The organism is Corallococcus exercitus, assembly GCF_042231735.1.
GTDB classification, from domain to species: domain Bacteria; phylum Myxococcota; class Myxococcia; order Myxococcales; family Myxococcaceae; genus Corallococcus; species Corallococcus exercitus_B.
Genome location: NZ_CP102577.1, coordinates 3,220,793 through 3,240,898 on the forward strand (window position 1 = coordinate 3,220,793; position 20,106 = coordinate 3,240,898).

Consider the following 20,106-nt stretch of genomic DNA (forward strand, 5'->3'; position numbering starts at 1 on the left):
TCGTTTCACGCGTCATTCATGCAATCAGGCGCGAGATTTCCTCAGCGGTGAAACCCGCGTCCTCCAGGATGACGCGCGAGTGCTGTCCCAGCGTGGGCGGTGGACGCAGTGCGACGTCGCCCATGCGCAGCGGCGTGAGCAGGTGCGTGACGCGGATGCCGCGCTGCGCGTCCTCCGCCTCCACGAAGAGGCCGCGCGCGCGCAGCTGCGGATCCGCCATCACCTCGTCCCCTTCCGCCACCGGCTCCACGCAGAACTCCGCGCCGGAGAGCTGCTCGCGCCAGTGCGCCAGGGGCTGGGACTCGAAGATGCGGGTGAGCTCCGCCTTCACGCGGGCGCTGGCTTCACCGCCGGTATACGCGTCGTCCAGGAGCTCCGGGCGGCCCAGCTTCGCGCAGAGCGCGCCGAAGAACTTGGGCTCCAGCGCGCCCACCGCGAGCCAGCGGTCGTCCGCGGTGCGGTACAGGCCGTAGCTGGGGTAGCCGCCATTGAGCGCCTCGCTGCCGCGCGCAAGCGGCGTGCCTTCCGCGCCCATGAACAGGCGCGAGGCCAGGTGCAGGTGGAGGAACGCCAGCGCGCCGTCCGTCATGGACACGTCCACGAAGCGGCCCACGCCGGTGCGCTCGCGCTCGTGCAGCGCGGCCAGGATGCCCACCACCGCGAAGAGGCTCCCCCCGCCGATGTCCGCCATCTGCACGCCCGGGAACGCGGGCGCGCCGCCGGCCTGCCCGCCGTAGCCCAAGAGCCCCGCGCGGGCCACGTAGTTGAGGTCGTGCCCCGCCTTGAGCCGGTCCGGCCCCGTCTGGCCGTAACCGGAGATGGCGCAGTAGATGAGCCGCGGGTTCTTCTGGCGCAGCACCGCTTCACCCACGCCCAGCTTGTCCATGACGCCGGGGCGGAAGCTCTCCACCAGCACGTCGTAGTGGGACACGAGCCGCAAGAGCGCGTCGCGCCCCTGCGGCGCCTTGAGGTTCAGCGTGAGCGAGCGCTTGTTGCGGTGCAGCCCGTAGTAGAGCGCGCCCTCGCCGTCGCGGTGCGGCGGCATGTGGCGGGTGGCGTCCCCCACGTCCGGGTCCTCCACGGTGTCCACGGTGGCGCCCAGGTCCGCCAGCACCAGCGTCGCGTACGGGCCGGGCAACAGGCGCGACAGATCCAGCACCCGCAGGCCCGCGAGGGGGGAAGACGACTCAGGCATGGAAGGGGGCTCCAGGGGGAGGTGGAGACATGCGGACGGCGCGTCCCCGCGAGGGTGACGCGCCGTCGGTACGACACGCTACGAAAGAGGCTTCAGCCCAGCAGCTTCGCCAGCTTCATGGCGAGGCCCATGTCCATCGGCTTGAACTTGAGCTTGCCCTGCATGGCGGCCATCTGAGCGTTCAGCTTGCCCTCGCGGATCTTCACGAAGTCGTCGTTGCTGACGGTGACCGTCATCTTCGACGCGCCGTTGAGACCCTCGGACACCCAGCCCTCGGGCTTGGTGGTGTCCAGCGTCCACTTGCCGCCACCCTCACCGGAGACGTCGAAGTGGATGATGGCGTTGATCTCCTTCGCCAGCTCCGGCTTCTCCTGCAGCTTGCCGGGGATCTGCGTCTCGATGATGTCCTTCGCGGTCGCCATGACTCGCTCCTTGTTTTCAGCGTTGATTGGTGAATCAAGCCTGCGCGGACCGTAGTGTCGCCCCACCGTCGGGTCAAGGGCGGCGCCCCGCGGCACCCTCAGACGCGCGAGGTGTCCACCGGGGGGCTGAGTGACTGTCGCACCATCGACAGCAGGTCGTTGAGCTCGAAGGGCTTGGCCAGGTGGCCCATGGCGCCAATGTCCTTCGCCTTGCTGCCGACGTTGCGGTCCGCGCTGAGGACGATGATGGGGATGCCCGCGAAGTCCGGCTTCTGGCGCATGCGCTGGGCGAACTCCCAGCCGTCCATCACCGGCATCATCAGGTCCAACAGGATGAGGTGGGGAGGGTCCGGCTCCAGGCGCTCCAGGGCCTCCTTGCCGTTGCGGGCCCGGCGGATCTCGAAGCCCTCGGCTTCGAGGATCTCCGAGAGGGCCTCCAGGATGTCGGGATCATCGTCCACGACCAGGACTACGGGTGCGCCAGTGTGCTGTGCGTTGAGCGAGGTCAGAGGTGTCTCCTCGATACCGCTACCAAGGGGCGATCATCCACCATCAGCGGCCCTCCTGGCGCAAGAAATTAAGGGCGCTCCGCACGGAGCGGGAGCCCGTTGCAAAACCGACAGTCACTGCCCACCCTTCCGATGATTCGAGGCACGGACAGGGGAGGTCCGCGTGACGTGGATGGGGGAGACACCTGGGGGCAACGAGGCGGCGCCGGGGCTCGCGCTGCTGCCCCGCCAGGGGACGCCACGCCTGCTCGGTCCCCTGCTCCTGGACTACCTGGGGCTGGAGGCCCTGCCTCCCGCGCCGGGCGCGGCGGGCATCGCCGGGCTGATGGCCGCCGCGGGCTTCCGCCGGCGCGAAGGTGAACGCAACCTGTGGGAGCGCGAGGACCGCACCCTGCTGGTGGGCGAGGAGCCGCTGGAGGACGGCGGACGGCTGGTGTGGGCGCTGCCGGTGCCCTGGGGCGCGGGCCAGGCCTCGTCGTCCCAGACGTCCGGGGCCTCGACGACCGGCGAGCGCGTGGCGGACCGCGTGCGCTACCTGTCGCTCGCGTCGCATGACCTGCGCGGGTCGCTGGCCAACATCCGCTCGTACGCGGCGCTGCTGCTCAACGGGCGCATCCCGCTGGAGCCCAAGGCGCAGCGCGGGCTGGAGACCATCCTGCGCAACGCGGACCGGGCGCTCTCCTTCGCCCAGGACTTCTTCGACTCCAGCCGCGCGGACCTGGGCGCGCTCGCGTGTGAGCGCGAGCGCCAGCCGCTCTTGCCCATCCTGGACGCCGCGGTGGAGCGCACGCAGGCCGCCGCCTCCGCCGCCAGCGTGGGGCTGGTGCTGGACGAGCTGCCGGAGCTGCCCGACGTGGAGGTGGACGCGGGCCGCATCCAGCACGCGGTGGAGGCCTTCGTGCACCACCTGCTGGGCCGCGCGCAGCCGGGCGAGTCGCTCCACGTGCGCGCCGCGCGCCTGGGCCATCAGGTGCGGGTGGAGGTGCGCCGCGACGGCGCGGCCGTTCCGGAAGAGGACATCTCCGCCGTCTTCCAGTGCGAGGAGCGCGCCTTCCGCGAGCGCAAGCTGGAGGATCCGCTGCGCGTCTTCCTGGCCCGGCAGGAGGTGGAGGCCCACGGCGGCCAGGTGGGTGCCCAGGCGGACGTGGGCGGCACCACCCTCTTCCTCACGCTGCCGGTGTCGTTGTCGGAAGAACTCGGGCATCCAGCGGGCTGGCAGGCGTGAGCCCTGGCCGCCGGAGTTGCTAGCGCGACCCACCTCCCACCGGTATGCTCCCCCGCGCATTTCGCGAGGAGCGAAGCCATGGGTTTGAAGCTTCCTGAGATTCTTCTGATTTTCGCGGCGCTGCTGCTGCTGTTCGGCGGCTCGCGGTTGCCGCAGCTCGGCTCGTCCCTGGGCAGCGCGCTCCGCAACTTCAAGCGCGGCTTCTCCAGCGACGAGGACAAGGACGACGCCAGCGACAAGAAGCCCGGCACCCTGTCCGCGTCCACCACCGTGGACAAGGACGTCGCCGCCAAGTCGCCCAGCCACAACGCCTGACGCCGTCCGGGTGGGCCTGCTTCCGCGCCCATCCCCCTGACATCGCGCCGGTCGCCCCTGACGCCCGTACCGTGGACCGCTCGCAAGCGGCGACGGACGGGCGTCGGGCGTTTGAGGCGGCCGTGCTCCCCGCGACCCTTGAGTCACGGGGAGCTGCGGCGTGGGGGACGTCAGTCCCCGCCGCCCTTGCCGCTCGCGTACATGCCGTCGATGAGCTTCATGTACTTCTGGCTGGCGACCTTGCGCTTCACCTTGAGGGTGGGCGTGAGCTCGCCGGACTCCTGGGTGAAGTCCGCCTTCATCACCTCGAACTTCTTGATGGTGGAGTACGGAGGAATCTCCGCGTTCACCTTCTTGAAGATCTCGGCGATGGCCTCGCGGATCTCCGGACGCTGGGAGTTCTGCTCGTAGCTGCCCACCGCGACGCCCTTGTCCTCCAGCAGCTTGCGCGCCGGCTCCTCCGACACGGTCACGAGCGCGACGAGGTACGGCTGCTTGTCGCCGTACACCATGGCCTGGCTGATGAGCGGGAAGGTCTTGAGCGTGTTCTCGATGTTCTGCGGCGCCACGTTCTTGCCGCCCGCGGTGACGATGATGTCCTTCTTGCGGTCGGTGATGCGCAGGTAGTTGTCGGAGTCCACCTCGCCGATGTCACCGGTGTGGAACCAGCCGTCCGGATCCAGCACCTCCGCGGTGGCGGCGGGGTTCTTGTAGTAGCCCTTCATCACGCAGGGGCCACGCACCAGGATTTCACCGTCCGCGGCGATCTTGATCTCCGTGCCCGGCACCGGCGGGCCCACGGTGCCGATCTTGATCTTCTCCACGCGGTTGGCGTTGCACGGAGCGCTCGTCTCCGTGAGGCCGTAGCCCTCCAGCACCTTGAGCTCGAGCAGGTCGAAGAAGTAGGCGATCTTCCGGGACAGCGGCGCGCCGCCGGAGATGAAGATGCGCATGTTGCCGCCGAGCTTCTCGTCCAGGGTCTTGCGCACCTTGGAGAACACCAGCTTCTTCGCCAGGCTGAACTGGAGCGAGCTGTACTCGCGGCCCTGGCCCTTGGCCTCGGCGTACTCGTCGAAGAGGCCGAAGGCCCACTTGAAGAGCTTGCCCTTCACGCCGGGCGCGGCGGAGCCGTTGGCCACGACGTTGTTGTAGACCTTCTCGAACACGCGCGGCACGGACGGCAGCACCGTGGGGCGCGTCTCCGCCAGGTTCGCGAGCAGCTTGTCCACCGACTCCGCGATGATCAGCCGGAAGCCCATGGACAGCCACGCGGCCTTCACCACCTGGGCGAACACGTGCGCCAGGGGCAGGAAGAGCATGACGGAGTCGTCCGGCTTCATCATGCCCATGGCCTGGGTGGCCTTCGCTTCGTAGGCCCAGTTGCCGTGGGTGAGGATGACGCCCTTCGGGTCGCCCGTGGTGCCGGAGGTGTAGACGAGCATGTTGGTGTCGTCCAACTTCACCTGCGACACGCGCTCGGTGAACGCGGACTCGGCGGCCTGGGGCTGGCCCTTGCCGGAGGCCACCATGTCCGCGAGCGACATCTCCTTGTCGCCGGAGACGGGGCCCTCGAAGACGACGATCTTCTGCAGCGTGGGGATGTCCCCCAGCTTGGAGCGCACGCGGGACAGGCGGCCCGCCTGCTTGGCGTCCTTCTCGTCGTTGTCGACGAGCAGCAGCTTCGTCTCCGAGTGGTTCAGGACGTAGCGGCACTCATCCGGCGTGTTGGAGCCATAGATGGGCACCGTGATGGCCTGGGCCGCGCTGATGGCCAGGTCCGCGATGATCCACTGCAAGCTGGTATTGGCGAAGATGGCGACCCGGTCCCCGGGCTGGACGCCCTGGGCGATGAGGCCCGCCGCCTGCGCCTTCACGTCCTCCAATACCTGCGCGAACGTGACGTCCTGCCAGCGCCCGTCCTTCTTGTGGGTGACGCCTACCTTGGAGGCGTTCTGGGCCCGCTGGACAAGCAACTGGACGAGGTTCTGCTCCTGCGTCCCGCTCGCCGCGGGAGCCGTCGTGACCTGACTCTCTGCCCTCACTTGAGCTCCTCCTGGATGTCGGCATCCACCTTCTTGGCCCACTGCTGCACCCGTTGCCCCTCCGCGGGGTTGTACGCGGTGCTTCCCTGCTTGACCTTCTCGATGGCCGCGCCCGCTTCCTTCGCCTTGCCGTCCTTCAGCAGCGTCTCGGCCAGGTAGTAGTGCGCGCGCAGCGACTGCGGAAACTTGGCGATGGCCTTCTGGTAGTACTCCGCGGACTTGCCCAGGTCGCGCTTCGGCCAGGGCAGCTCGTAGAAGTATCGCCCCTTCACCAACCAGGGACCGCCGTACTCGTACGTGGGGTCGAGTTTCAGCGCGGTGTCCAGGCGCTCGTTGAACTTGCCCTCCAGGCCGTCACCCAGCGCCTTCATGATGCCCACGGCCTGCGAGTAGGAACCGATGCCGCAGGCGGCGAAGTAGTAGCCCTCCACGCGCGCGGGCTGGAGCTTCGCGGCCTTGTCCCCGGCCTCCCACGTCTGCTTGCCCAGGACCATCTTGAGCTTCTTCTCCGTGGCGCCGTCCGCCTGCCACTGGAGGATGCGGGCCTTGCGCCACGCGAGGTCGAAGTCGTCCGGCGTGGCCTTCAGCGCGTCCGACAGCCCCGTCTCCAACACCTTCACGGATTCCGCGTCGCCACGTTTCGCGTACAACGCGTCGAGTTGGTCGAGCAGCGCGGGATCCGCGGCGTTCGCCGGCAGAGCCCAAAGCACCCAAAGGGCAAGCAATTTCAAGCGCATCGAAATGGCTTAGCACGCACGCTTGCCTACCATCAACCGAACGCGCTAGACGCGGCGCGGCAAAAAAGAAGACGGGGCCAGCAAGGTGCGAACACCCCGCCAGACCCCGTCACCGGTGCAACAGTTGCTGCGGTCCTGCCGCTTCAGGCCGCGTCGGCCGTGGCGGTGTGCTCCTCGTTCTCGTTGAACGCGATGAGGTAGCGCTCCAGGAAGTTCTTCGTCTTCAGCTCCACCTGGCGCACGCGCTCGCGCGACACGCCCCAGCGCTGGCCCAGCTCCTCCAGCGTCAGCGGCTTGTCCTGCGTGAGGCGCTCCTGGAGGATGTCCCAGCCCAGGTCGCCAATGCGCTTGCGCACCTTGGCCAGGGCCTCCTGGATTTCGGTGTCCTGCTCGCGGGAGAGGAACGACTCCTGCGGGGAAGGACCGCCGTCCTCGATGCGGTCGAGGAAGGTCGTCTCACCCTCCTCGTCGATGGTGGCGTCCAGCGAGAAGTCCACCATGCTGCCGCGCTCCGCCTCACCGCCGCGCACCTGGCTGCGGTTGTCCTTCAGGTAGCGGGTGATGTAGGCGCGGATCCACCACACGGCATAGGTGGCGAAGCGCACGTTCTTCTTCGGGTCGAAGTGCTCGATGGCCTTCATGAGGCCGACGTTGCCTTCCTGGATGAGGTCGTCCAGGCGGGCCCCGCGGTTGGCGAACTTCTTCGCCACGGCGACCACGAAAGCGAGGTTGGAGCTGGCGAGCGTCTGTCGGGCGCTCTCGTCACCCTTGCGGGCCTGGCGGGCCAGCTCGTACTCCTGTTCACGCGTGAGCTGCTGGTGCCCGCCCAGGTGACGCAGGTAATGCGAAAGGCCCTCTGCCGCGTACTTCGTCGAGTTGGCCATGATTTCCCGTCCTTCCGTTCGTAACTGCCGGACGCGATGAATCCCCCGACGAACCGCGTCCACCTGTCACTAGGACGCGCAACGACGGAAAGGGTTTCTCATTCCTTCCAAGAAGGGCATTTCGCCCGCTTACCCTTGTCAAAAGCCCGTCACGCCCTCGCCCTTTCGGGCTTTTAAGAGCGCGATGTGACGGGTGGGACAGCACCTACGTTTCCGGCCACGAAGCTTTCAACGCTTGGGCGCGGGGAAGATTTTCTCGGGGTTGAGCAGGCCTGATGGATCAAAAAAGGTCTTCAGGCGGCGCTGCAGCTCCAGCAGCGCGGGAGCCTGCTCCAGCGCCAGATATTCCCGCTTCGCATGTCCCACGCCGTGTTCACCGGTGATGGTGCCGCCCAGCTCCACGGTGAGCATCAGCATGCGGCGCAGCGCCTCGTCGACGAGGGGGCGCTGGGCGGGGCCGTCGTAGAGGATGTTGGCGTGCAGGTTGCCGTCGCCCGCGTGGCCATACGTGGCCACGGTGAGCCCCAGCTCCGCGCCCATCTTCTTCAGCCGCTCGATGATTTCGGGAATTTTCGAGCGGGGCACCACGATGTCCTCGGAAATCTTGGCCGGCTTGAGCGCGCGCAGGGCCGGGGAAATCACGCGCCGCGCGGCCCACAGCTTCTCGCGCTGGGACTCGTCCTGCGCCACCAGGGTCTGCGTGGCCCCGTGCTGATTGCAGCGGTCCCCCAACAGTTGGAGCTCCGCGAGGACGCCTTCGGGGGTGTTGCCGTCGACCTCGGCGATGAGGGCCGCGCCCGCGCCCGGGGGGAACTGGAAGCTGCCCCGGTGCACGATGGCCTGGACGGCGACCTCGTCGATGAGCTCCAGGCAGCGCGGCAGGATGCCGGCGGCGAGCACCGCGGAGACGCCGCGCGCCGCCTCCAGGACGGAGGGGAACACCACCAGCGCGGTCATCACCTGGCGGGGCAGCGGAATGAGCTGCACCGTGATTTCGGTGGCCACGCCGAGCGTGCCCTCGGAGCCGACGAACAGCCCCACCAGGTCATAGCCGGCCACGCCCTTGATGGTGCGCCGGCCCACGCGCAGCACCTCGCCATCCGGCATCACCCACTCCAGCCCGATGACGTAGTCGCGCGTGACGCCGTACTTCAGGGCGCGCGGGCCGCCGGCGTTCTCCGCCACGTTGCCGCCCAGGGTGCAGAACTCCCAGGAGTTCGGGTCGGGCGGATAGAAGAGGCCCTGGGCCTCCACCGCCTTCATCAGGTCGCCCGTCACCACGCCGGGCTCCACCACCGCGGTGAGGTCCTCCGTGGAGATGGAGCGGATCCGGTTCATGCGCTCCAGGCTCACCGCCATGCCGCCCCTCAGGGGCAGCGAACCGCCGCTCTTGCCGCTGCGCGCGCCGCAGGGGGTGAAGGGCACGCCGTGCGCCTGGCAGGCCTTGAAGATGGCGGACACCTGCGCGGTGGTCTCCGGGAGGAGGACGGCGTCGGGCCGGTAGACGCCGCTGTCGGACTCGTCGCGCGCGTAGGCATCGAGCGTGTCCGCGTCCCGCCTCACCTGGCCTTCGGACAGCACGCCCGCCAGGGCCTCCAGCACCTCCGCCACGCGCTCGGGCGCCACCCGCTCGAAGCGTTGGGAGGCGGGGTTCATCTGCCGGCCCCCGTGCGTGCGCCCAGCCGGGCCCACAGCTCGCGGCGCAGGGGGCCGTCGCGGCGCAGGCGCCCTTCATAGGCCTCCGCGTGGGTGACGGCGTCGCGCTGGTGGTCGGCCCTCAGCCGCAGACACGCCTGCTCCGCCTCCAGGATGCAGGCCGTCGCGGGGCTGTCGAGCACGCGGGCGAGCGAGCGCGCCACCTGCCGGGCCAGGTCCTCCTGGAGGATGAGCCGGTGCGCGAAGGAGTCCACCAGCGCCCCGATGCGCCCGAAGCCCACCACGCGTGAACCCGGCACGTAGGCCACGTGCGCGCGGCCGGTGAAGGGCAGCAGGTGGTGCGGGCACATGGAGTGGAAGCGCAGGTCCGTCACCACCACCAGCTCCCCGGAGGAGTCCGCGGGCGCGGGGTAGGTCTTCCCGAGCACCTCCTCGGGCGTGCGGCCGTAGCCGTCGAGGAAGCCGTTCGCCCACACGTCGGCCACGCGCGTCGGCGTGTCCACCAGGTTCACGTCCTGGAGGTCGAGCCCCGCGGCGGTGAGGAAGTCGCGGACCGCCCGGGCCATGGCGGCGGGATCGGGGCGCACGGCGCGAGGGGCCGGGGCCTTGGCGGCGGGGGCGCGGCGGCGGGGGCGGGAGGGAGGCACGGGCGGCGGAACTCCTGGCGCGGGGACGGTGACGGTGGAGCGCACCCAACCTAACCGATGCGGCCAGGAGGGACGTCCGGAATGAAAACAACGTTCCCTTGTCATCGTGTTCGACGGCGGCCCGCGCAACGCAAGGTTCGCGCACCGGCGTTGAATCGCCGCACTGCTTCATCGTCCGTGCCGGGGTACCCCGGGGACGGACGCACCCTGCCTGCCTTGACACTCCCGGGGGGCGACAGTAAGCCAGCCGGGACCCTCTGATGCTCTCGCGCGCCCACACCCTTGCCCGCCTCACCGCGCTGCTGCTCGTCGCGCTCTGGGGTGCCCAGCCGCTGGGTCTGGCGCTGCACGTGGAGCAGCACGCGCACCGGTTCTGTCCGCAGCACCAGACGTTCGAAGAGGACGCACGGCGCGCGAACCCAGCGCTGTCCCGCTTCACCGAGCGCGCCCCCATCATCGCGTCCGTTCCGCCCGCGGTGGCGGATGCGACGGGCCTCAACCACGAGACGTGCCCGCTGCTCACGGCCGCCCCGCAGGCGGAGGCCCTCCAGGGCGCCGCCGTCGCCTCCGCCTCGGCGTGCGTGGAGAGCAACCACCCGGCCACCGCGCCGCCCCGCTCGTTCGCGCCGCTCGCCGTCCTCGACATCGCGCCCAAGGCCTCGCCTCCCACGCACGCGTAGTGCCCCGCGTGTCGTGTCGTGAAGCAGGTCATCAGGTCGACGGTCGTCGTGGGGCGCGCATGCGCGTGCTCCCCGATGGGCCGGTTCCGAGGAGCCATCACCCGTGTCATCCCTTCCGCGCAGGCCTCCCCGCGCCCTCGCCGTCGTGCTCGCCGCGCAGCTGTCCGCGACCGCCGCCTGGGCCCAGCAGCCATCCCCCCCCGCCACCGCGTCTCCGCCCCCTTCCGGGTCCCCTGCCCCGGCCCAGGCCGCGCCCGCCGAGGACGCGCCCGCGCTGAGCCCGGAGGAGATGGAGGAGCTTCAGAGGGCGCTGGACGCGGATGCGAGCCAGAAGGCGCGTCCGTCCGGTGACACGTCCCCGGCGTCCCCCACCGCGACGAACGACTCCGGCGTGACGCCGCTCAAGCTGCCCAACGCCATCTCCGGCGGCACGAACTTCCTCAACCTGAGCTTCATCCTGGACATGGCCCTGGCGGCCTTCTCCAGCAAGGAGCCCCTGCAGGGCGGCGCGCACGACCCGACGAAGAACGGCTTCAACCTCCAGCAGCTGGAGCTGTCCATCGGCTCCGTGGTCGACCCCTACTTCCGCTTCGACAGCAACATCGTCTTCAGCCAGTTCGGCGTCGAAATCGAGGAGGCGTACGTCACCACGCTGGACCTGCCCGCGAACCTCCAGGTGCGCGCGGGCCAGTTCCTCACCCGCTTCGGCCGGATCAACGCCACGCACCCGCACGCGTGGGACTTCGTGGATCAGCCCTTCGTCATGAGCCGCTACTTCGGCGCGGAGGGCAACCGTGGCCTGGGCGTGGAGGGCTCCTGGCTCACGCCCCTTCCCTGGTACGTGGAGGTCATTGGCAGCGCCACCGACGCCGCGGGCGAGGCCACCGCGCGCAGCTTCTTCGGCGCCTCCGCCGAGCGCGTGCTGTCGCCGCTGGACTTCCAGCTCACCGGCGCGCTGAAGCAGTTCTTCCCGCTGTCGGACGACCTGTCGCTCCTGTGGGGGCTGTCCGCCGCCACGGGCCCCAACCCCACGGGCTACCGCAACCACACCAGCATCTACGGCACGGACGTCTACCTGAAGTTCCGGCCCATCACGACGCAGAGCTCCCAGCAGCTGGTGCTCCAGGCGGAGGTGCTCTACCGCCGCCGGCAGGTGCCGGGGGACATGCTGTCGGACTGGGGCGGCTACGCGCAGACGGTGTGGCGCTTCTCCAACCGCTGGGCCACGGGCGTGCGCTACGAGTTCGGCACGGCCGCGAAGACGCAGGAGGGGCGCGTCGCGAATGATCCGCTCGACCCCGAGTGGATCTCCGACCGGCAGCGCATCACCGCGTCGCTGACGTACTGGCCCACGGAGTTCTCCCGCCTGCGCCTGCAGGCCGCCACGGACCGCGTGGGCTGGCGCGAGTCGCCGGACTACTCGGCCTTCCTCGCCCTTGAAGTCGTGACCGGCGCCCACGGTGCCCATGCGTTCTGACCTCAGCTTCCGGAGCCCTTCCATGCGTTCCCTTCGCCTGTTCGCGGCCGTGTGCGCCGCCGTCGTCAGCCTCACCGCCGTTCCCGCCCGCGCGGACCTGAAGGTCGTCACCACCCTCCCGGACCTGGCCGCGCTGGCCAAGGCCATGGGCGGGGACAAGGTGGACGTCACCGCGCTCGCGCTGCCCACGCAGGACCCGCACTTCGTGGACGCCAAGCCCAGCCTGACGCTGGCCATCAACCGCGCGGACCTGCTCATCGTCGCGGGCCTGGACCTGGAGATCGGCTGGTTGCCCACGCTGCAGACCGGCGCGCGCAACAACCGCATCCTGACGGGCAACACGGGCTACCTGGACGCGTCGCGGTACGTGAACCTCCTGGAGGTGCCCACGACGCAGGTGGACCGCAGCCAGGGCGACGTGCACCCCGGCGGCAACCCGCACTACCTCTATGATCCGCGGCAGGCCCTGCGGGTCGCGGGCGCCATCGAAGAGCGCATGTCGCAGCTGGATGCGAAGAACGCCGCCACCTACAAGGCCAACCTCGCGAAGTTCACCCAGGAGCTGAAGGCGGCCCAGGCGGGCTGGGAGAAGCGGCTCGCGGGCCTCAAGGGCGTGCCCGTCATCGCGTTCCACCGCACGACGGCGTACCTGCAGGACTGGCTGGGCTTCAAGACGCTCGAGTTCCTGGAGCCCAAGCCGGGCATCCCCCCGAACGCGGCCCACGTCGCGCGGGTGGTGGTGCTGTCCCGGACGAACAAGGTGAAGCTGGTCCTCAAGGAGGACTACTACGCGGACAACAACGCGCAGTTCGTCGCGTCCAAGATTCCCGCCCCGGTCGTCACCCTGCCCGGAGGCACGGACTTCCGCGCGGGCCAGACGTACGTGCAGCGCATGGAGCTGATGGTGGGCCGGCTGGAGCAGGGCCTCGCCGGAAAGGCGCAGTGAGCCCATGAAGCGCACTTCTTCCCGCTTCTCCTCCAAGGCGTGGCTGCTCCCCCTCACGCTTGCGTCCGGGTGCGCGTTCGACGCGGGCGAGGGCTTCGCGGTGCTGGAGCCCTCCGTGGAGGCCGCGTACACGCCGCTGCCCCGCCGCGACGCGGGTGACGGCTACCAGGCGCTCGCCTCCGACTTCCAGCTGCGCATGGACAGCGGCGCGGTGAGCCTGGGCAGCATCGACCTGCTGGCCCGCTCCGGCGGCGGGGGCTCCACGACGTTCGACCCGTCCTCTCCACCGCCGGGCTACTCGCTGTGCCACAACGGGCACTGCCACAGCGACTCCGGGGCGCTCGTGGACTACGAGGACATCCAGGCGGAGCTGGGCGGGGGTGGCAGCACCACCGTCACGGTGGCCAACCTCCCGGTGGACGCGGAGCTGGACCTGCTGTCACCCGCGGCGCGCGACCTCACCTGCGAGCCCGGCTGTGAGCTGGGGAAGACGACGCTGTCGCGCGGGCGCTGGGCCCTCACGGGCCTGCGGATGACGGGCAGCGTGCGCGATGGCCGCGTCCCTGCGCGCTTCGCGGGCGCCCTGCCCTTCCGCTTCACCGCGACGGTGACGGGCGCGGAGGCCACACCGGTGGCGGTGCTCAACGGCGACCTGGACGTGCCCTCCGACCGTGAGAGCGAGCCGCGAGTGGCGCTGGGCCTGAAGCTGGAGCTGACGCCCACGCTCTTCGACGCGGTGGACTGGTCCGCCGCGACAGTCGGCCCCGACGGCGTGGTGGACCTGGACGCGCCCGCGAACGCGGCGGTGCGCGCCGCGCTCCTGGAGAAGGTGGCCGGGCTGAGCCCTACCGCGGAGGTGAGCCGTGGCTCACGGTGATCACGAGACGGAGCTGGACCGGGGACACCGCGCCGCGGTGCCAGCGGAGCCGGGCGAGCCGCTGCTGAAGTGCGAGCAGCTGGTCATCGGCTACGGGGGCAAGGACATCCTGCCGCCCATGGACCTGGTGGTGCGCCGCCGCCAGTTCGTGGCGGTGGTGGGCCGCAACGGCTCCGGCAAGAGCACCTGGTTCAAGACGCTGCTGGGGCTCATCCCCCCGGTGTCCGGCCGCATCACCCTGGGCGCGCCGCACATCCGCAGCGCGTACGTGCCGCAGATGTCGTCCATCGACTCGCTGCTGCCCGTGCACGCGCGGGAGCTGACCGGCTGGGGGCGGCTGTCCGGGTGGAACTTCCTGCGCCCCTTCCCCAGCAAGACGGACCGGCAGAAGGTGGAGGCGGCGCTCGACACGGCGGGCGCGCGTGGCATCGCGAAGCGGCCCTTCCGCGACCTGTCCGGCGGCGAGAAGCAGCGCGCGCTGCTGGCGCGGGTCATCGCCACCGAGGCGGACGTGGTGCTGCTGGATGAGCCCACCGCCGCGATGGACGCGGTGGCGGAGAAGCAGACGATGCTGCGGCTGTGCGCGCTCGCGCACGACCGGGGGCTGGGCGTGGTGGTGGTGAGCCACGACCTGTCCGTCGCCGCCGAGCACGCCGACGTCATCCTCTTCGTGGACCGCGAGCACCGCTGCTTCGTCATGGGCGATGCCCGCACCGTGTTCTGCCACCCCGCCTTCCGCCGCCAGTACGGCGACGACTACTGCCACAGCGCGCCCCAGGGACCCCACCGTGGAAACAACCCTGCTTGAGCCCTCGAAGTGGGAACAGTTCCAGGCGGGATGGGAGCTCTTCAGAGACCCCATCCTCTGCGCGCTCATCGCCGGGTGCGTGCTGGGCTTCCTCAGCGTCTACGTCGTGCTGCGGCGCATGGTGTTCGTCAGCGCGGCGGTGACGAACACCGCGGGCCTGGGCGTGGCGCTGGCCTTCTTCGCGGAGATCCACCTGGGCGTGCACGTGGATCCGCTGGTGGGCGCGGTGCTGCTGTCGGTGGCGGCCACGCTGCTGCTGATGATCGAGCCCGCCCGGCTGCGGCTGTCGCGGGAGAGCCTGCTGGGGTGCGCGTTCGCTTTCGCGGGCGGCGCGGCCATCCTGGTGGGGGACCGCATCGCGCAGGAGGCGCACGACATCCAGGGCATCCTCTTCGGCACCGCGGTGCTGGTGACGCCGGATCAGCTCCTGGCGGTGGAGGTGGCGGGCGGGGTGCTGATGCTGCTGCACCTGTGGTGGTTCCGGGGCATCGCCTTCGTGAGCTTCGACCGCATCGGCGCCACCGTGCAGGGGCTGCCGGTGAAGCTGCTGGACACGGTGCTGATGGTGTCCATCGGCATCATGGTGGGCGTGTGCGCGCGGGCCCTGGGCGCCCTGCCCGTCTTCGCGTTCTCCACGCTGTCGGCCATCGCCGCGCTGGTGCTGGACCTGCGGCTGCCGTGGACGTTCTTCACGGCGACCGTGCTGGGCGGCATCGCGGGCGCGGGCGGCTACCTGGTCGCGTACTTCTACGACTTCCCGGTGGGCGGCTCGCAGACCGTCCTGTCCGGGGTCCTGGTGCTGCTGATGATGCTCGTGCGCCTGGTGCAGGTGCCCTTCAAGCGCAGGGCCTGAGCACCCGCTCCACCTTCGTCCCTTCTTCAGCGGACGGCGGCGGACACCTTCTTGAACTCGGGTGTGCCCGCGCGGCCCAGCATGTCGAACAGGGCCGACTCCACGGTGAGGATGCGCGCGCCCGCGTCGCGGCACAGCTCCAGCCCCACGCGGCGGTCCTCCTCCGAGCGGGACAGCACGGCGTCCGCGAGGAGGCACGGCTCCCGGCCGCTGTCCGCCAGGTCGCGCGCCGTCTGGAAGACGCAGATGTGCGTCTCCATGCCGGTGATGAGCACCTGCTTGCGGTCCCCCAGCACGGAGAGCACGTCCGGCGTGGCGGCGGAGAACTCCAGCTTCTCCAGCGGCTTGAAGTCCCCCAGGCGCAGCTTGAGCAGCGAGTGCGTGCGGCCCAGCCCCTGCGGATACTGCTCCGTGACGACGACGGGAAGGCCCAGCGCCCGCGCGCCTTCGACGGCGGCGCCGGTGCGCGCGAGCATGCGGTCCAGGGCGTCGCGGTCCATCGCGGCGCACAGGCGCTCCTGGATGTCGACGACGAGCAGCACGGCCTGCTCGGGCTTCAGGCGGAACGACGGCATGGGCGGCTCCTTGGAGGATGGCCCCTAGTGACACGAACGCCGCGCCTCCCGTCAAGCGCGGCGGCGTGCGCGCTCAGCCGCCGTGAACGGTCCAGGTCGCTTGCCCGCCCCGGGGTGCGGACGCGGTGTCCACCGGTGCGTCGGGCACCCTGCGGAGCGCGGCGCGGCCCCGGCCCCGGTGGGCCGCGAAGCCCCGCGCGCGTTGCAGGCCCGGCAGGTGCGGATCCGCGTCGCGCCACAGGTCCAGCACCACGGCGAAGTCCTGGGCTGCCTCGGACATGCACTCGCAGGCGACGTGGGCCTCCGCGACCAGCAGCATGCAGTGGCCACAGCCGGGCCGCTCCCCTGCCCGCTCCAGCGCCAGCTCCAGGGCCTTCTCCTCGCGGCCGGAGCGCAGGCGCACGCGGGCCAGCGTCTCACGGGGCGGGCGGCAGAAGAGCGCGGGCCCCACGGGGCGCAGGCGGCGCTCCAGGCGCAGCGCCCGCGTGAGCGCGGCCTCCGCGCGGCCGGAGTCTCCCCGGCGCGCATCCAGCGTGCCCCGCAGCTCCTGAGCGGCCACCTCCACCGTGCGCGCCACGTCGCGGGGGCACAGGGCGCGGCCCTCGGAACGCGGCGCCTCCGCCAGGGAGAGCACCAGCGCGTCCAGGCTTCCGCACGCGCGCTCCGCGTCGCCCAGCCGCCCCGTCTCCAGGGCACAGACGCCTCGCGCGTACAGGCGCACGGCGTCGCGCAGGCCGGCTTCCGCGACGGTGGCCTGGTCCCCCAGCTCCATGGGGACCTCCGCCGCCGCGCGGCTGAAGCCGAAGCGCAGGTGCGCGGCGATGAGCGTGGTGGCCGCGAAGAGCACCGCCTGCGGCTGGCCTCCCGAGGACTCCACGCGCTGGCGCAGCTTGCGGGCCCAGAGCTGCGCGCCCCGGTACTGCCCCACTTCCACGCAGCCTTCGCTGAGCAGGCGCAGGGCGGTGTCCGCGCTCGGCGCCACCTCCAGCGGCAGCGACTCCCGCGCGAGGTACGCGTCATCCGCCGTCACCGCGGCCTCCAGGATGCGGTTCGCCTCCGCCGCCCGGCCCATGCGCAAGAGCAGCCGTCCGGCGGCGAGCAGCGCGGGGCTCCCGGCGGGCACGAGCGACGGCAGCAGCTCCGCGCTCTCCAGCGCCGTCTCCGGCCGGGCGCTGGGCAGCCACGCCTGCACCCAGGCCACGTGCACGCCCGCGTGGTGCGGGTGCGTGCGCAGCAGGTCGCTCAGGAGCAGCTGCGCATAGGGCTGTCCCTGCCCGGGGCGCCCGTCGGACTCGTACCCGTCCAGCAGGAAGCCCGCGAGCAGCAGGCGCGGCTCCGGCTCCTGGGGGAAGCGGTCGATGAGGCACTCCATCTCGCGCACGAAGGCGTGCCGGCCATTGGCGGGCCCCTTGTCCGCGAGGAGGCTGGCGGCGACGACCAGCCGCTGCTCCACGTCGGTGGCGCCCTCCGCCAGCGTCAGCGCCTTGCGGATGGCCTCCGCGCGGTCCGCGGTGAAGCGCTGCCCCACGCCGCGGGCGAGCGCGAGCCCCCACCACGCCATGGCGAGCGACGGATCCTGACGCGCGGCCTCCGCGAAGGCGCGCCGGGCCTCCAGCGCCCAGCCCAGGTGCAAGAGGCGCAGGCCTTGATCGAAGTACGCCTGTGCCAGGGGAACCCGCGTCGTCACGGGCAGGTGGGCACTTCCCAATCCGTCCTGGAGCGGCGGCGTGGGAAGGGCTTCGTCCGGCAGGTCCTCCCACGCGAGGTGGGAATGGACGGACGGGGCATCGGCTCGGAAAAGACGTGCCAGCATGGTGTCCTCCTCACGCTCCGGTCAGCGGAGCGACATGGTGTTGCACCGAGGCGTCGGTCGCGCGCACGCGCGCGGCCAGCCGCCTCCAGGCGGTGGACAGCTCCTCCGCGGGGATGGGGGACGCCTTGCGCCGCGCCGCCAGGCACTCGCGCCGCCAGGCCAGGCCCACGTCGCGGGCCACCCACGCCTCGTACTCCGCGAGCCAGTCCGCCAGCAGCGCGAGCCCCGCCCGCGCCGCCCTGCGCTCCGGCCCGGTGGCCGCGTCCCGCCGGACGCCCACGTCCTCCACGCGGAAGGCCTTGCCGCGCGCGCCCTCCACCCACCGGGGCATGAAGCCGTCGCGCGGCACGAAGATGGCGGCGCCGCACGCCTCGCACAGCGCTCCGAAGCCCCACAGCGTGAGGCGCCCCCCGTCCTCAAGCCGCCCCTGGTATGCGCTCTGTCCCTCCACGCCCGGCGGACGCGCCTCGCGCACCAGGCCGTGCCGGAGCAGCACGTTGCCGTCCGGGCAGCGCACGTCCTGGCCCAGGCACCACATGGCCACGTCGAACAGACGGTCGCCGTCGCGGCGCACGTCGCAGGGAAGCAGGGAACCCGAACCACCAGAAGAGACCTTGGACATGGGGCGCCTCGGGCTTCGCTAGGAAGCGGCCTTCTTCACGGTGGGACCCACGCGCGCGGGCACGTCGCCGAAGAGCGCCTTCGCGTCCACGGCACTGCCGCCGCCCTTGCTGAGCACCGCGTTGACGGCGCGCACCAGCTTGGCGCGCACGCGCGGGGACAGCGGCTTGTCCTCGCGCGCCGCGGTGAGCTGCTGCTCGCTCAGGCCCCGGCCGCTGCGCGGCTTGCCCAGGCCCAGCTCCGCGTACGGCTTCTGCTGCTGCTCCTTGTCACGGCGGCGCGTGGAGCGCTTGCGCTTGAGGACGCGGTCCTCCGCCGTGTGCGCTTCGAGCTGCTGAGAGCGGCGCAGCAGCGCGGAGGGGGAGATCTTCTGACTGTCGAGGAACTGCTGGAAGGCACCCATGGCGGGCTCCTGTGGAAAGGGGGGGTGGAAACCGGTGGCTACTCGTGGTCGTGGTCGTGCTCGCCCGACTCCTCGATGACGAGCGACACCGAGGAGAGGGTCGACGGGCCGAAGGTGAGCGTGTGCGTGCCCACGGTGAGCGGCACGACGTAGCGGCCCTGGATGTCCGTGCAGAGCGTGGAGCTGGTGGCGCTCTCCTCGAACTCCACCGCCGCGCCGCTGCTGTTGGTGACCTTCACCGGCACCGGGGCGCTGGCATAGAGGACGTAGTCCGTGGCCTCGGCGACGGCGAAGGACACCGCGCCGCCCTTGCCTCCCGCGACATCCACCAGCGCGATGTCGTAGCGCTTGTGGTCGTTGCTCACGGCCGGGCCCGGGCCGCTGACGGCGGCGGTGACGGCGGAGGCAGGGCCTTCCTGCAGGTGCTCGCAGCCCTCCTCGTCGACGTGGCCTTCCTCTTCGTCGTCGCCACCGCAACCGGCGGCGAGGAGGGCGGTGGACAGCAGCAGGGCGGACAGAAGCTTCTTCTTCATGATGGGGACTCCAGGGACACAGGGGGATGGACTGCGGGAACTCCAGCCACCCGGGCCGCACGCACACCCCTCCCGGAAGGAGGGAGCGCGAAGGACCGGGCGGGACTGGAAGGAGGGACCGCGGCACGAAGCGCGCCTGGCGTGCACGGCCAGGAGCGTTCCGCGCGCGTGCGGCGGATCCGTTCAGGGAACGGGAACGCGCACGACCCGGGCTCCGGTGGCCACGACGCATCCCCATCCCAGGACACACCCGGGGCGCAGGGACGGCGGGCTTCGACGGCGGAGACTAGACGCGCGGCGGCGACGACTTGGGCGCGAGCCTCAGCAGCTCAACGGGTGCCGCGTGGAAGCGGAACACCGCCAGCGCCGGGCTGGAGCGCGTGGAGACCGCGGCCACGACAGGCGCGGACTCGGCCGGAGGCAGGGCCTCGCGGCGGAAGAAGGCATGGTGGCAGTGGGCCTCCGTGCCGTGGGGCGTGGCCTTCGACACCGGCGCCTGTGCCACGCGCGAATCGTCGAAGGAGAGCGCCTCCTCCGACGGCCCGCCGTGCGAGGCGTCGCTCACGTGCATCACGTCCCCATGCTCCAGGCACGTGGTGTGCTGCACGAGCGCGAAGTGGAGCACGCTGCCCACGTACACCAGCACGCACACGAGCACCCACGGCAGCGCCAGCAGGCGCGGCAGGGAGCGACGGGTGCTGAGGTGGCGTCGGAGGCGGCTCACGTCCACTCGGTCTCGGAAAGTAACTGAGTTGTTTTAAGCGACCTCCCCGCCCCGTGCAAGCAGGGACGCGGCGGCTGCGGCCCGGAGGGCAAGGTGGCGGGCCCCGGGAACAGCGGCCCGTGCCGCGGGTTGTGGACCCACGAGCCCCTGGGGCCGTAGGTTCC

General features: G+C 71.0%; 22 protein-coding genes. 8 read left to right on the forward strand and 14 right to left on the reverse strand.

The genetic code is table 11. The features are described 5' to 3' along the window. Positions 1-16 precede the first annotated feature (16 nt). The 3 genes from NR792_RS12300 to NR792_RS12310 form a co-directional block, all read right to left on the reverse strand. Positions 17-1,195, reverse strand: coding sequence for a CaiB/BaiF CoA transferase family protein (locus NR792_RS12300; protein WP_375760240.1), 1,179 nt, complete (start codon positions 1,193-1,195; stop codon positions 17-19). Between the two features lie 92 nt (positions 1,196-1,287). Then, on the reverse strand, positions 1,288-1,617 hold the full coding sequence (locus NR792_RS12305) for an SCP2 sterol-binding domain-containing protein (protein ID WP_375760241.1): 330 nt from the start codon (positions 1,615-1,617) through the stop codon (positions 1,288-1,290). Positions 1,618-1,715: 98 nt separating this feature from the next. After that, complete coding sequence (locus tag NR792_RS12310) at positions 1,716-2,078, reverse strand: response regulator (protein ID WP_375760242.1); 363 nt, start codon at positions 2,076-2,078, stop codon at positions 1,716-1,718. A gap of 220 nt (positions 2,079-2,298) precedes the next feature. Here NR792_RS12310 and NR792_RS12315 point away from each other — a divergent pair, with 220 nt between their 5' ends. Beyond that, complete coding sequence (locus NR792_RS12315; RefSeq protein ID WP_375761606.1) at positions 2,299-3,351, forward strand: sensor histidine kinase; 1,053 nt, start codon at positions 2,299-2,301, stop codon at positions 3,349-3,351. 78 nt (positions 3,352-3,429) lie between these two features. After that, complete coding sequence (locus NR792_RS12320; protein ID WP_375760243.1) at positions 3,430-3,666, forward strand: twin-arginine translocase TatA/TatE family subunit; 237 nt, start codon at positions 3,430-3,432, stop codon at positions 3,664-3,666. A 170-nt stretch (positions 3,667-3,836) separates the two neighbouring features. Here the strand turns inward: NR792_RS12320 and NR792_RS12325 are convergent, their stop codons facing one another. The 5 genes from NR792_RS12325 to folE form a co-directional block, all read right to left on the reverse strand. Then, entirely contained in the window at positions 3,837-5,708 is a 1,872-nt protein-coding gene (locus NR792_RS12325) for an AMP-dependent synthetase/ligase (protein ID WP_375760244.1), read from the reverse strand. Further along, positions 5,705-6,445 (reverse strand): tetratricopeptide repeat protein, encoded by a 741-nt coding sequence (locus NR792_RS12330; RefSeq protein ID WP_375760245.1) that lies wholly within the window; start codon positions 6,443-6,445, stop codon positions 5,705-5,707. Before NR792_RS12330 ends, NR792_RS12325 begins: the two co-directional genes overlap by 4 nt. 143 nt (positions 6,446-6,588) lie before the next feature. Next, the gene (locus NR792_RS12335) at positions 6,589-7,329 is read right to left on the reverse strand and encodes an RNA polymerase sigma factor RpoD/SigA (protein WP_375760246.1); all 741 of its coding nucleotides are present in this window, start codon (positions 7,327-7,329) and stop codon (positions 6,589-6,591) included. Between the two features lie 228 nt (positions 7,330-7,557). Continuing rightward, on the reverse strand, positions 7,558-8,985 hold the full coding sequence (locus tag NR792_RS12340; RefSeq protein ID WP_375760247.1) for an FAD-binding oxidoreductase: 1,428 nt from the start codon (positions 8,983-8,985) through the stop codon (positions 7,558-7,560). After that, complete coding sequence (gene folE, locus NR792_RS12345) at positions 8,982-9,551, reverse strand: GTP cyclohydrolase I (RefSeq protein ID WP_375761607.1); 570 nt, start codon at positions 9,549-9,551, stop codon at positions 8,982-8,984. Before folE ends, NR792_RS12340 begins: the two co-directional genes overlap by 4 nt. Positions 9,552-9,892: 341 nt before the next feature. On the opposite strand from folE, the gene NR792_RS12350 reads away from it, so the two are divergent. The 6 genes from NR792_RS12350 to NR792_RS12375 all read left to right on the forward strand — a co-directional run bounded on the left by NR792_RS12350 (position 9,893) and on the right by NR792_RS12375 (position 15,273). Further along, positions 9,893-10,312, forward strand: a complete 420-nt coding sequence (locus tag NR792_RS12350) for a hypothetical protein (RefSeq protein ID WP_375760248.1) — start codon at positions 9,893-9,895, stop codon at positions 10,310-10,312. 103 nt (positions 10,313-10,415) lie between these two features. Next, entirely contained in the window at positions 10,416-11,789 is a 1,374-nt protein-coding gene (locus NR792_RS12355) for a zinc-regulated TonB-dependent outer membrane receptor (protein ID WP_375760249.1), read from the forward strand. Between the two features lie 22 nt (positions 11,790-11,811). Next, on the forward strand, positions 11,812-12,735 hold the full coding sequence (locus tag NR792_RS12360) for a metal ABC transporter substrate-binding protein (protein WP_375760250.1): 924 nt from the start codon (positions 11,812-11,814) through the stop codon (positions 12,733-12,735). A 4-nt stretch (positions 12,736-12,739) separates the two neighbouring features. Then, a complete protein-coding gene (locus tag NR792_RS12365) occupies positions 12,740-13,612 on the forward strand; it encodes a hypothetical protein (RefSeq protein ID WP_375760251.1) in 873 nt (290 codons plus the stop codon). 13 nt (positions 13,613-13,625) lie between these two features. Continuing rightward, positions 13,626-14,420 (forward strand): metal ABC transporter ATP-binding protein, encoded by a 795-nt coding sequence (locus NR792_RS12370; RefSeq protein ID WP_375761608.1) that lies wholly within the window; start codon positions 13,626-13,628, stop codon positions 14,418-14,420. Further along, positions 14,401-15,273: a metal ABC transporter permease gene (locus NR792_RS12375; RefSeq protein ID WP_375760252.1), complete on the forward strand. Its 873-nt coding sequence runs from the start codon at positions 14,401-14,403 to the stop codon at positions 15,271-15,273. The genes NR792_RS12370 and NR792_RS12375 overlap by 20 nt, the downstream gene beginning before the upstream one ends. Positions 15,274-15,299: 26 nt before the next feature. On the opposite strand, the gene NR792_RS12380 is transcribed toward NR792_RS12375, so the two are convergent. The 6 genes from NR792_RS12380 to NR792_RS12405 form a co-directional block, all read right to left on the reverse strand. Beyond that, positions 15,300-15,848: an isochorismatase family protein gene (locus tag NR792_RS12380; protein ID WP_375760253.1), complete on the reverse strand. Its 549-nt coding sequence runs from the start codon at positions 15,846-15,848 to the stop codon at positions 15,300-15,302. A 73-nt stretch (positions 15,849-15,921) separates the two neighbouring features. Beyond that, on the reverse strand, positions 15,922-17,661 hold the full coding sequence (locus NR792_RS12385) for a hypothetical protein (protein ID WP_375760254.1): 1,740 nt from the start codon (positions 17,659-17,661) through the stop codon (positions 15,922-15,924). Positions 17,662-17,671: 10 nt separating this feature from the next. Next, a complete protein-coding gene (locus NR792_RS12390) occupies positions 17,672-18,283 on the reverse strand; it encodes a hypothetical protein (RefSeq protein ID WP_375760255.1) in 612 nt (203 codons plus the stop codon). Between the two features lie 18 nt (positions 18,284-18,301). Further along, positions 18,302-18,685: a hypothetical protein gene (locus tag NR792_RS12395; RefSeq protein ID WP_375760256.1), complete on the reverse strand. Its 384-nt coding sequence runs from the start codon at positions 18,683-18,685 to the stop codon at positions 18,302-18,304. A gap of 38 nt (positions 18,686-18,723) precedes the next feature. Continuing rightward, positions 18,724-19,218, reverse strand: a complete 495-nt coding sequence (locus NR792_RS12400; RefSeq protein WP_375760257.1) for a hypothetical protein — start codon at positions 19,216-19,218, stop codon at positions 18,724-18,726. 286 nt (positions 19,219-19,504) lie between these two features. Next, positions 19,505-19,942 (reverse strand): hypothetical protein, encoded by a 438-nt coding sequence (locus NR792_RS12405; protein WP_375760258.1) that lies wholly within the window; start codon positions 19,940-19,942, stop codon positions 19,505-19,507. Positions 19,943-20,106 lie beyond the last annotated feature (164 nt).

Bases quoted from the DNA above. Each gene is read 5' to 3' on its own strand.
- NR792_RS12315 (WP_375761606.1), top strand. From the start codon at position 2,299: ATGGGGGAGACACCTGGGGGCAACGAGGCGGCGCCGGGGCTCGCGCTG.
- NR792_RS12320 (WP_375760243.1), top strand. From the start codon at position 3,430: ATGGGTTTGAAGCTTCCTGAGATTCTTCTGATTTTCGCGGCGCTGCTG.
- NR792_RS12350 (WP_375760248.1), top strand. From the start codon at position 9,893: ATGCTCTCGCGCGCCCACACCCTTGCCCGCCTCACCGCGCTGCTGCTC.
- folE (WP_375761607.1), bottom strand. From the start codon at position 9,551: ATGGCCCGGGCGGTCCGCGACTTCCTCACCGCCGCGGGGCTCGACCTC.
- NR792_RS12390 (WP_375760255.1), bottom strand. From the start codon at position 18,283: ATGTCCAAGGTCTCTTCTGGTGGTTCGGGTTCCCTGCTTCCCTGCGAC.
- NR792_RS12330 (WP_375760245.1), bottom strand. From the start codon at position 6,445: ATGCGCTTGAAATTGCTTGCCCTTTGGGTGCTTTGGGCTCTGCCGGCG.
- NR792_RS12335 (WP_375760246.1), bottom strand. From the start codon at position 7,329: ATGGCCAACTCGACGAAGTACGCGGCAGAGGGCCTTTCGCATTACCTG.
- NR792_RS12385 (WP_375760254.1), bottom strand. From the start codon at position 17,661: ATGCTGGCACGTCTTTTCCGAGCCGATGCCCCGTCCGTCCATTCCCAC.
- NR792_RS12340 (WP_375760247.1), bottom strand. From the start codon at position 8,985: ATGAACCCCGCCTCCCAACGCTTCGAGCGGGTGGCGCCCGAGCGCGTG.
- NR792_RS12400 (WP_375760257.1), bottom strand. From the start codon at position 19,218: ATGAAGAAGAAGCTTCTGTCCGCCCTGCTGCTGTCCACCGCCCTCCTC.
- NR792_RS12300 (WP_375760240.1), bottom strand. From the start codon at position 1,195: ATGCCTGAGTCGTCTTCCCCCCTCGCGGGCCTGCGGGTGCTGGATCTG.
- NR792_RS12305 (WP_375760241.1), bottom strand. From the start codon at position 1,617: ATGGCGACCGCGAAGGACATCATCGAGACGCAGATCCCCGGCAAGCTG.
- NR792_RS12395 (WP_375760256.1), bottom strand. From the start codon at position 18,685: ATGGGTGCCTTCCAGCAGTTCCTCGACAGTCAGAAGATCTCCCCCTCC.
- NR792_RS12365 (WP_375760251.1), top strand. From the start codon at position 12,740: ATGAAGCGCACTTCTTCCCGCTTCTCCTCCAAGGCGTGGCTGCTCCCC.
- NR792_RS12380 (WP_375760253.1), bottom strand. From the start codon at position 15,848: ATGCCGTCGTTCCGCCTGAAGCCCGAGCAGGCCGTGCTGCTCGTCGTC.
- NR792_RS12360 (WP_375760250.1), top strand. From the start codon at position 11,812: ATGCGTTCCCTTCGCCTGTTCGCGGCCGTGTGCGCCGCCGTCGTCAGC.